13 protein-coding genes are annotated in these 10,180 nt (G+C 61.5%); 5 read left to right on the forward strand and 8 right to left on the reverse strand.

All coding sequences use genetic code 11. The annotated features are described in order from the left end of the window. The first annotated feature begins 5 nt into the window (after positions 1-5). The 4 genes from QZH45_RS28440 to QZH45_RS28455 are packed head-to-tail and all read left to right on the forward strand — an operon-like array spanning position 6 to position 2,571. Entirely contained in the window at positions 6-440 is a 435-nt protein-coding gene (locus QZH45_RS28440; RefSeq protein ID WP_024778897.1) for a DUF4426 domain-containing protein, read from the forward strand. Then, positions 437-1,033, forward strand: coding sequence for an RdgB/HAM1 family non-canonical purine NTP pyrophosphatase (rdgB, locus tag QZH45_RS28445; RefSeq protein ID WP_024778898.1), 597 nt, complete (start codon positions 437-439; stop codon positions 1,031-1,033). The genes QZH45_RS28440 and rdgB overlap by 4 nt, the downstream gene beginning before the upstream one ends. After that, the gene (hemW, locus tag QZH45_RS28450) at positions 1,030-2,229 is read left to right on the forward strand and encodes a radical SAM family heme chaperone HemW (protein ID WP_024778899.1); all 1,200 of its coding nucleotides are present in this window, start codon (positions 1,030-1,032) and stop codon (positions 2,227-2,229) included. The genes rdgB and hemW overlap by 4 nt, the downstream gene beginning before the upstream one ends. A gap of 18 nt (positions 2,230-2,247) precedes the next feature. Then, entirely contained in the window at positions 2,248-2,571 is a 324-nt protein-coding gene (locus QZH45_RS28455; RefSeq protein WP_024778900.1) for a DUF3392 domain-containing protein, read from the forward strand. 75 nt (positions 2,572-2,646) lie between these two features. Here QZH45_RS28455 and trmB read toward each other — a convergent pair whose 3' ends face one another. The 4 genes from trmB to QZH45_RS28475 form a co-directional block, all read right to left on the reverse strand. After that, complete coding sequence (trmB, locus tag QZH45_RS28460) at positions 2,647-3,372, reverse strand: tRNA (guanosine(46)-N7)-methyltransferase TrmB (protein WP_055135218.1); 726 nt, start codon at positions 3,370-3,372, stop codon at positions 2,647-2,649. Between the two features lie 9 nt (positions 3,373-3,381). After that, a complete protein-coding gene (locus QZH45_RS28465) occupies positions 3,382-4,176 on the reverse strand; it encodes a thiazole synthase (protein WP_024778902.1) in 795 nt (264 codons plus the stop codon). Positions 4,177-4,232: 56 nt separating this feature from the next. Beyond that, positions 4,233-4,433: a sulfur carrier protein ThiS gene (gene thiS, locus QZH45_RS28470; RefSeq protein ID WP_024778903.1), complete on the reverse strand. Its 201-nt coding sequence runs from the start codon at positions 4,431-4,433 to the stop codon at positions 4,233-4,235. Between the two features lie 84 nt (positions 4,434-4,517). Next, on the reverse strand, positions 4,518-4,898 hold the full coding sequence (locus tag QZH45_RS28475; protein WP_055135219.1) for a DUF423 domain-containing protein: 381 nt from the start codon (positions 4,896-4,898) through the stop codon (positions 4,518-4,520). A gap of 73 nt (positions 4,899-4,971) precedes the next feature. On the opposite strand from QZH45_RS28475, the gene mtgA reads away from it, so the two are divergent. After that, complete coding sequence (mtgA, locus tag QZH45_RS28480) at positions 4,972-5,694, forward strand: monofunctional biosynthetic peptidoglycan transglycosylase (protein ID WP_055135220.1); 723 nt, start codon at positions 4,972-4,974, stop codon at positions 5,692-5,694. A 185-nt stretch (positions 5,695-5,879) separates the two neighbouring features. Here the strand turns inward: mtgA and rpoH are convergent, their stop codons facing one another. The 4 genes from rpoH to ftsY form a co-directional block, all read right to left on the reverse strand. Beyond that, on the reverse strand, positions 5,880-6,734 hold the full coding sequence (gene rpoH / locus QZH45_RS28485; RefSeq protein WP_024778906.1) for an RNA polymerase sigma factor RpoH: 855 nt from the start codon (positions 6,732-6,734) through the stop codon (positions 5,880-5,882). Positions 6,735-6,848: 114 nt separating this feature from the next. Next, positions 6,849-7,871 (reverse strand): permease-like cell division protein FtsX, encoded by a 1,023-nt coding sequence (ftsX, locus tag QZH45_RS28490; RefSeq protein WP_024778907.1) that lies wholly within the window; start codon positions 7,869-7,871, stop codon positions 6,849-6,851. Next, the gene (ftsE, locus tag QZH45_RS28495) at positions 7,868-8,539 is read right to left on the reverse strand and encodes a cell division ATP-binding protein FtsE (protein ID WP_024778908.1); all 672 of its coding nucleotides are present in this window, start codon (positions 8,537-8,539) and stop codon (positions 7,868-7,870) included. Before ftsE ends, ftsX begins: the two co-directional genes overlap by 4 nt. Next, positions 8,536-9,906 carry a signal recognition particle-docking protein FtsY gene (gene ftsY, locus QZH45_RS28500; protein ID WP_024778909.1) on the reverse strand — a complete coding sequence of 457 codons (1,371 nt, stop codon included), beginning with the start codon at positions 9,904-9,906 and terminating at the stop codon, positions 8,536-8,538. The genes ftsE and ftsY overlap by 4 nt, the downstream gene beginning before the upstream one ends. Between the last annotated feature and the right edge of the window lie 274 nt (positions 9,907-10,180).

A 10,180-nucleotide genomic window follows, 5' to 3' on the forward strand; every position in this document is an offset into this window, starting at 1 on the left:
ACAACATGAAACGTCTCGCGTTGTTCCTCATTACCGCTTGCCTATGCACCGGCGTCATGGCCGCCGACGCCATCAAGGCCGAGCGCAAGGAAGTGTTCGGTGACGTCACCGTGCACTACAACACCTTCAATTCCACCTTCCTGACATCGGACATCGCCAAGGCCGCCAAGCTGGTCCGCAGCAAGAACCAGGGCGTGATCAATGTGTCGGTGATCAAGGATGGCAAGCCGTTGATGGCCCAGGTCAGCGGCACGATCAAGGACCTGACCAGCAAGACGATCCCTCTGACGTTCCGCCAGATCAGCGAACAAGGCGCGATCTACTACATCGCCCAGTATCCGGTAGAACAACAGGAAACCCGCACCTTCGAGATCAAGGTGCAGACGGGCGACAAGATCAACACCCTCAACTTCAACCAGGAACTGTTCCCCGGCGAATGATGAACTTCACCCAACTCGTACTCGCCAGCCATAACGCCGGCAAACTCAAGGAACTCCAGGCCATGCTCGGCGGATCGGTGCAACTGCGCTCGATTGGGGAGTTCAGCCAGGTGGAGCCGGAAGAAACCGGCCTGTCGTTCGTTGAAAACGCCATCCTCAAAGCCCGCAACGCCGCGCGCATATCCGGCCTGCCGGCGCTGGCAGACGATTCCGGGTTGGCGGTGGATTTCCTCGGCGGCGCGCCGGGCATCTACTCGGCCCGTTACGCCGACGGCAAGGGTGACGCGGCGAACAACGCCAAGCTGCTCGACGTTCTCAAGGACGTACCTGAAGCCGAGCGCGGCGCGCAGTTCGTTTGCGTCCTGGCGTTGGTGCGACATGCCGATGATCCGCTGCCGATTCTCTGCGAAGGCCTGTGGCAGGGACGCATCCTCACCGAGGCCAGCGGCGAGCACGGCTTCGGCTACGATCCGCTGTTCTGGGTGCCGGAGCGCAACTGTTCCAGCGCCGAGCTGGGCCCGGTGGAAAAGAACCAACTGAGCCACCGCGCCCGCGCCATGGCCCTGCTGCGTCAACGCCTGGGCCTGCAATGAGTAATGATTCTCCCGCGTCGCTGATTCATGGCGGCGCACACACGCCTCGGGCGCCGCTGCCAGTGCTGCCGCCCTTGGCGTTGTACGTCCATATCCCATGGTGCGTGCGCAAATGCCCGTATTGCGATTTCAACTCCCACACCGCCAGCCCCCATCTGCCGGAAGAAGAGTACGTCGACGCCTTGCTGGCCGACCTCGACCAGGATCTGCACGGGACATATGGCCGCAAGCTGAGCTCGATCTTCTTCGGCGGCGGGACCCCCAGCCTGTTCAGCGCCCGGGCCCTGGGCCGGCTGCTCAAGGGTGTCGAGGCGCGGATCGCCTTCGCCGACGACATCGAAATCACCCTGGAGGCCAACCCCGGCACCTTCGAACAAGAGAAATTCGTGGCTTACCGAGCCTTGGGCATCAATCGCCTGTCCATCGGTATCCAGAGCTTCCAGCAGGCCAAGCTCGAAGCCCTGGGCCGGATCCATAACGGTGACGAAGCAGTACGGGCCGCCGGCATGGCGCGCCAGGCCGGGTTCGATAACTTCAACCTGGATCTGATGCATGGCCTGCCCGACCAGTCCCTCGACGATGCCTTGAGCGACCTGCGCCAGGCCATCGCTCTGAAGCCGACCCATCTCTCCTGGTATCAGCTGACGCTGGAGCCGAACACGGTGTTCTGGAACCAGCCGCCAACGCTGCCGGAAGACGATACATTGTGGGACATCCAGGAGGCCGGACAAGCGCTGCTGGCCGAGCACGGCTACGCCCAGTACGAAGTGTCGGCATACGCCCAGCCAGGTCGGGCGGCGCGGCACAATCTCAACTACTGGAGCTTCGGTGACTTCATCGGCATCGGTGCAGGCGCCCATGGCAAGCTCAGCCACCCGGACGGGCGCATCGTGCGCACCTGGAAGACTCGCCTGCCCAAGGACTACCTCAACCCGGCCAAACGCTTCCTGGCCGGCGAGAAAACCCTGGCCAACGAGGAACTTCCCTTCGAGTTCCTGATGAACGCCCTGCGCCTGACCGAGGGAGTGCAAGCGCAGCTATATCCGGAACGCACCGGACTGTCGCTGCAAAGCCTGACCGAAGGCCGGCGCGAGGCCGAACAAAGCGGGCTGTTGCAGGTCGAACCGTCACGTCTGGCGGCCACCGAACGCGGACAGCTGTTTCTCAATGACTTGCTGCAGAAATTTCTGAGCTGATCAACACAAGGAAATCGAATGGATCTGGTACTCGACCTGCTCGCCACCGTGTCCCGCTGGAGCCGCAGCAACCTGTCGGAAATCTCCCTGGCACTGGTCGGCTGCCTGCTGGTGCTGTTCGGCGCAGACATCAAGGCCTGGGTCGAACAACGCCTGGGCAGTATCGCCGGCGCGTTGCGCGTCCCGTTGATCGCCTTGCTGTGCATGATCGGCAGCGGCGCGGCGTTGATCTACGCCACGCCGTGGGTGGTGCGTGGGCTGAGCCAGTTCAATAACTACAGCCTGGCGCCGGTGCTGTTGGTGGTACTGGTGTTGATCGGGGTGGTGGCGGATCGGCGCTGATAGCCCAGATACACCTGCGGGAGCAAGGCTCTGTGGGAGCCTTGCTTCCACAAAGCTCGCTCCCACAGCTATCGCCTAGGACTGCTTCTCGAACTTCAGATCCCAAACCCCATGCCCAAGCCGTTCACCACGGCGCTCGAACTTGGTGATCGGTCGCTCGGCCGGACGGGGTACGCACTTGCCGTCTTCGGCGAGGTTGCGATAACCCGGGGCGACGTTCATCACTTCCAGCATGTATTCGGCGTAAGGTTCCCAGTCGGTGGCCATGTGCAGCACACCGCCGACCTTCAACTTGCTGCGCACCAGCTCGGCGAATGACGCCTGGACGATACGACGCTTGTGGTGACGGCTCTTGTGCCATGGGTCCGGGAAGAACAGCATCAGCCGGTCCAGACTGTTGTCGGCCACGCAACGGTTGAGTACTTCGATGGCGTCGCAATCGTAGATCCGCAGGTTGGTCAGCCCTTGGGTGAGTACACCATTGAGCAGCGCGCCGACACCGGGACGATGCACTTCCACGCCAATGAAGTCCTGCTCCGGCGCAGCGGCGGCCATTTCCAGCAGCGAGTGGCCCATGCCAAAGCCGATTTCCAGCGAGCGCGGGGCCGAGCGGCCAAACACCTGGTCGAAGTCCACCGGCGCATCGGCCAGCGGCAGGACGAACAGCGGCGCGCCCTGCTCCAGGCCGCGCTGCTGGCCTTCAGTCATACGCCCGGCGCGCATCACGAAACTCTTGATGCGGCGGTGTTGGCGCTCTTCACCTTCGTCCGGCTGGACAGGCGTGTCGTTCGATTCAGTCATCAATGGCTCTTACTTGATCAGACCATCCAGCGGCGAGGAGGCGCTGGCGTAAAGTTTCTTCGGCATGCGGCCGGCGAGGTAGGCCAGGCGCCCGGCCACAATGGCGTGCTTCATGGCTTCGGCCATCAGTACCGGCTGCTGGGCGTGGGCGATGGCAGAGTTCATCAGCACCGCTTCGCAGCCCAGCTCCATGGCAATGGTGGCGTCGGACGCGGTACCGACGCCAGCATCCACGAGCACCGGGATCCTGGCCTCTTCAAGGATGATCTGCAGGTTGTAAGGGTTGCAGATCCCCAGGCCCGTACCGATCAGGCCGGCCAACGGCATGACTGCGATGCAGCCGATTTCCGCCAGTTGCCGGGCGATGATCGGATCATCGCTGGTGTACACCATGACGTCGAAACCTTCCTTGACCAGCGTTTCGGCGGCCTTGAGGGTTTCGATGACGTTGGGGAACAGGGTCTTCTGGTCGGCCAGCACTTCCAGCTTCACCAGATTGTGGCCGTCGAGCAGTTCCCGGGCGAGGCGGCAGGTGCGCACGGCTTCGATGGCGTCGAAGCAGCCGGCGGTGTTGGGCAGGATGGTGTAGCGATCCGGCGGCAGGATATCCAGCAGGTTCGGTTCGCCCGGGTTCTGGCCGATGTTGGTCCGACGCACGGCGACGGTGACGATCTCGGCACCCGAAGCCTCGATAGCCAGGCGGGTTTCTTCCATGTCGCGGTATTTGCCGGTGCCTACCAGCAAGCGCGACTGGTAGGTACGACCGGCCAGGACGAAGGGCTTGTCGTTACGAACGATGCTCATGGGAAATCCTCTGTTGGGGTGAGGTTCTTGCAAAAATGTTGCGAAACCGCAGGTATCTAGCCGCCACCGATGGCATGTACGACTTCAACCTGATCACCCTCGTTGAGGGCGGTGTCGGCGTGCTGGCTGCGCGGGACGATATCCAGATTGAGCTCCACCGCGACACGGCGTCCAGTGAGATCCAGACGGGTCAACAGGGCCGCAACGGTCTCACCGTCGGGCAATTCAAAGGGTTCGCCGTTCAACTGAATGCGCATGCCGGATGCCGCCATCATTTTTAGGGGCTGGCATTCTAGCCCGATCAGTCTGGGGGACCCAAGCCCCTTGGTCAGCTACAAGCTTCAAGCGGCAAGTTGCAGGCGCCAGGCCGCTATCCCCAGGCAGAGCCAGCCGACCAGGAACGCCAAACCGCCGAACGGGGTGATGATGCCGAGTTTGCTGATACCGGTCAGGGTGAGCAGGTAGAGACTGCCGGAGAACAACAGGATACCGATCACGAATGAGATTCCGGCCCAGGTGACAATGCGGCCGGGGATGTGCGTGGCCAGCAGCGCAACGCCGAACAAGGCCAGGGTGTGCACCAGTTGGTAGGTGACGCCGGTGTGGAAAATCGCCAGGTAATCGGCGCTCAGGCGGTTTTTCAGGCCGTGGGCGGCAAAGGCTCCGAGCGCCACGCCGGTGAAGCCGAAAAAGGCAGCCAGCATCAGAAAGCTACGCAGCATGAGAACTCCAGTCAGACTCGGTGGACAGGGTCTGTATAATGGCCCGCTCGACGGGTTCGGCCAAGCCATCTCTATGCTGCGTACATTGTTTCGACGATTCTTCAAAGCCCTGTTCTGGTTCGCCGTCGGCAGCGTTGTTCTGGTGCTGCTGTTTCGCGTGGTGCCGCCGCCGTTCACGGCGCTGATGGTCGAGCGCAAGGTTGAATCCTGGTTCGACGGCGAACCGATCGACCTGCAGCGCACCTGGCAGCCCTGGGACCAGATATCCGACAGCCTCAAGGTCGCGGTGATTGCCGGCGAAGACCAGAAATTTCCCGAACACTGGGGCTTCGACATCGACGCGATCCAGGCTGCATTCGCCCATAACGGCCGCGGCGGTTCGATTCGTGGCGCCAGCACTCTCAGCCAGCAAGTCTCCAAGAACCTGTTCCTGTGGTCGGGCCGTAGCTGGCTGCGCAAGGGCTTCGAAGCCTGGTTCACCGCGCTGATCGAGGTGCTCTGGCCCAAACAGCGAATTCTTGAGGTGTACCTCAACAGCGTGGAGTGGGACGACGGGGTGTTCGGTGCCGAAGCCGCAGCGCGACACCATTTCCGCGTAGGCGCCGATGCCTTGTCCCGCCAGCAGGCAAGCCTGCTGGCGGCGGTACTGCCCAACCCTCGGAAATGGAGCGCCAGCCGGCCAAGTCCATATGTATTGCGCCGGGCAAGCTGGATACGCCAGCAGATGAGCCAGTTGGGAGGCGACAGTTACCTGCTGGGACTCAATGATTCGCGGCGGGCGCCCTGGGCCCAGTAGCGGCCCTGTGGGAGCGAGCCTGCTCGCGAACGCGGTGTGTCTGTCAGCAGTCATGGGGCAGGTATACCGCTATCGCGAGCAGGCTCGCTCCCACAGGGGGAATCTCCGGCAGGGGGATAATTTGGATCTGGAATGAAAACGCCCCGATCATCGCTGATCGGGGCGTTTTTTATTGCGTTGGACGGTCAAGCCGCAATCGACAGCTTGAGCTTGTTCATCGCGCTTTTCTCAAGCTGGCGAATCCGCTCCGCCGACACGTTGTACTTCTGCGCCAGGTCGTGCAGCGTGGCTTTTTCCTCTGCCAGCCAGCGCTGGTAGAGAATGTCACGACTGCGCTCGTCCAGCACTTCCAGGGCTTCGTGCAGGTTGGTGTTGGAGTTGTCGCTCCAGTCGGCATCTTCCAACTGACGCGCCGGGTCATACCGGTGGTCTTCCAGATAGTTGGCCGGCGATTGGAAGGCGCTGTCGTCGTCGGCTTCGGCGGCCGGGTCGAAGGCCATGTCCTGGCCGGTCAGGCGACTTTCCATCTCGCGGACTTCACGAGGCTCCACACCCAGGCTTTCGGCCACACGATGGACTTCTTCGTTGTTCAGCCAGGCCAGACGCTTCTTCTGGCTGCGCAGGTTGAAGAACAGCTTGCGCTGGGCCTTGGTGGTCGCGACCTTCACAATGCGCCAGTTGCGCAGGATGAACTCGTGGATTTCCGCCTTGATCCAGTGCACCGCGAACGATACCAGGCGCACACCCATTTCGGGGTTGAAGCGCTTGACCGCCTTCATCAGGCCAACGTTACCTTCCTGGATCAGGTCGGCCTGGGCCAACCCGTAGCCGGAATAGCTGCGGGCGATATGTACGACAAAACGCAGGTGGGCGAGCACCATTTGCCGAGCCGCCTCAAGATCCTGCTCATAATAGAGACTCTCGGCCAGTTCACGCTCCTGCTCGGGTGTCAGCAAGGGAATGCTGTTCACCGTGTGCACATAGGCCTCCAGGTTCGCACCCGGGACCAGAGCATACGCAGGTTGCAAAGAAGTGGTCATACGAAAAAAACCTCCGACTCACATAACTCGTGCAGTTCAGCACTGCGAAAATTGACCGGAAACCATAGGACAAGTTCCCACAAAAACTGAAAGGTCAATACGCGCAAAATGACTCTATTTTGGTGCAAGCTCACGCAAGTGGCGTGCGACCGCAATCCATGCACCGATATAACCCAACAGCACCGCGCCAAGCAAGAGCGACAGACCGTCGGCGACTGGCACTCCAGCCAGCGCGAAATCACTGCCATACAAACCGGCCAGCCCCACTACCGCATCATTCAACCAGTCCAGGCCGAACGCCAATACTCCCCAGGACAGGATTCCGGCACCGAAGCCATACAGCGCGCCCATGTAAAGGAAAGGCCTGCGCACATAACTGTCCGTGCCGCCGACGAGTTTAATCACTTCTATCTCGGTGCGGCGGTTTTCAATATGAAGACGAATGGTATTGCCTATCACCAAAAGTAATGCGGACACCAGAAGCACCGTCAGACCGAAGACAAACCGGTCGCCGAGCTTGAGGATCGCCGCAAGACGCTCGACCCAGACTAGATCAAGTTGCGCCTGTTGTACCTTCGGCAACTCGGAAAGTCTTTGTCTTAATGCTTCAAGGGTCGGCTTGTCGACTTCCTTCGGCGTCACCAGCACCACGCCCGGCAATGGATTTTCCGGCAGTTCCTTGAGCGCCTCGCCCAGGCCGGACTGTTGCTGAAATTCCTCGAGCGCCTGATCGCGGCCGATGTATTCGGCATCAGCCACGCCTGGCATGGCTTTGATCTGCTCGCGCAACGCCTGACCTTCGCCCGGCGTCGCCTCCAATTGCAGGTACAGGGAAATCTGCGCCGCGCGCTGCCAGGAGCCCCCCAGGCGCTCCACATTGTTCAGCAGTAATGACAGCCCCATCGGCAGGCTCAGGGCTACCGCCATGACCATGCAGGTGAAGAAACTGCCGATCGGCTGCTTGCCCAGGCGACGCAGGCTGTCGAGCAAGCTGGCACGGTGGCTTTCGAGCCAGGCATGCAGCAGCGTACTGAAGTCCGGGCCGTCGTCCTCGTCGCGTTTTTTCTTTTGCGGCTGCGGATCGGAGGCCTTTGGGGCCACACGCTCGGCCACTTTCGGGCTACGGGTTGCGCTCATACACCAGCCTCCCCGTCACCGATCAAACGACCGCGCTGCAAGGTGAGCATGCGGTGGCGCATGCGTGCGATCAGGGCCAGGTCGTGACTGGCGATCAGCACACTGGTACCCAAACGGTTGATATCTTCAAATACGCCCATGATTTCCGCCGCCAGACGCGGGTCGAGGTTACCGGTAGGTTCGTCCGCCAGCAGCAAGGCCGGGCGGTGAACAATGGCGCGGGCGATACCGACACGTTGTTGCTGGCCGGTGGACAGGTCGCCCGGGTAAAGATCAGTCTTGTCCGACAGGGCCACGCGTTCCAGGGCCGAATCCACCCGCTTGTTGATCTCGGCCTTGGACAGGCCAAGGATCTGCAAGGGCAACGCCACGTTGTTGAACACGGTGCGATCGAACAGCAACTGGTGATTCTGGAACACCACGCCAATCTGCCGCCGCAGGTAAGGGATCTGAGCATTGCTGATGGTGCTCAGGTCCTGTCCGGCCAGCAGCAACTTGCCGGTGGTAGGCCGCTCCATTGCCAGCAACAGGCGCAGCAATGTGCTTTTACCCGCGCCGGAATGGCCGGTGACGAACAGAAACTCACCTCGACGTACCCGAAAGCTCAGTTCATGCAGGCCGACGTGACCGTTCGGATAGCGTTTACCGACCTGTTCGAAACGAATCATGAATGCTCCCGCTCGGCAAACAGTGCCTGGACAAAGGGCTCGGCTTCAAAGGTACGCAGGTCGTCGATGCCTTCGCCCACGCCAATGTAGCGAATGGGCAGGCCGAACTGCTTGGCCAGGGCGAAGATCACTCCGCCCTTGGCGGTGCCATCGAGCTTGGTCAGGGCCAGCCCGGTCAGTTCGACGGTCTGGTTGAATTGCTTGGCCTGGTTGATGGCGTTCTGGCCAGTACCGGCATCCAGCACCAGCAGCACTTCGTGGGGCGCGTCGGCATCAAGCTTGCCGATCACCCGGCGAACCTTCTTCAATTCTTCCATCAGGTTGTCTTTGGTATGCAGGCGACCGGCTGTGTCGGCGATGAGCACGTCGATGCCACGGGCCTTGGCGGCCTGCACGGCGTCGAAGATCACCGAAGCGGAATCAGCGCCGGTGTGCTGGGCGATCACCGGGATCTTGTTGCGCTCGCCCCACACTTGCAGTTGCTCGACAGCAGCGGCGCGGAAGGTGTCGCCGGCGGCGAGCATGACCTTCTTGCCTTCGAGTTGCAGCTTCTTCGCCAGCTTGCCAATGGTAGTGGTCTTGCCGGCCCCATTGACGCCAACCACCAGGATCACGAACGGCTTGTTCTGTGAAGCGATCACCAGCGGCTGCTCCACAGGCTTGAGCAGGTTGCCCAGCTCGCTCTGCAGGGATTTGTACAATGCGTCGGCATCGGTCAGTTGCTTGCGCGCGACCTTCTGGGTCAGGCTCTGGATGATCACCGACGTCGCCTCGACGCCGACATCGGCGGTCAGCAGGCGGGTTTCGATGTCATCCAGCAATTCGTCGTCGATGACTTTCTTGCCCAGGAACAGGCTGGCCATGCCTTCGCCAATGCTGGCACTGGTCTTGGACAAGCCTTGCTTGAGGCGGGCGAAGAAACCGACCTTGCCTGGCTCAGTGGAAGGTGCGGGCGCGACGGTGACCGGCGGGGCTTCGACAAGCGGCTCCACAACGGGAGCCGTCGGGGCAGGAATCGGCGGCGTGACATGGGGAGCCTGTGCATCCTCGACCAATGCCACCGGCTCTTCCGCCACCGGCAGGGTCAGCCACGGGGTTTGCCCGACAGGTGGAGTCAACGGTTGCTCGGCCGCCGGTGCGGCAACGGGTTCGGGCTCGGCCGGTTGCAGCACCGGTTCGGCCAGCGGCAGCACGATCGGCGCAGCTTCTTCGGCCACCGCCTCGGTGGCAGGTTCTGTGGCAGGCTCGGGCAGCGGTTGCGGCTGCTCGACGACGGTTTCCTGCGGCTTCTTGCGCAGCCATCCGAACAGGCCTTTTTTCTCGCCAGCCTCAGCTGGGGTCTTCTTGTCGTCGTTGGAACCAAACATGGAGGACGGCTATCTCACGGTAGCGACGCGCCACGAGGGCGCATCGGTGATGAATATTCGATGTTGAACAGACTGCGTTTCATCCAGCTTGTTCACGCGCAACAGATTGTCGAAATGTCCCAGGGACACCTCATCGTCGATTCTTTCGAAGGACTAGCAAGGTATCGTCGGCGAAAACGCAGGGATCCACGAAAAAAACCGACGCTTCTGCGCAAAACCCGGACAACCCTGGACCGATAAAAGGCCCGATAGGCGTGGCCGCCAGTAAAACGGA

It is taken from the genome of Pseudomonas corrugata, assembly GCF_050920615.1.
Taxonomy (GTDB): Bacteria; Pseudomonadota; Gammaproteobacteria; order Pseudomonadales; family Pseudomonadaceae; genus Aquipseudomonas; species Aquipseudomonas corrugata.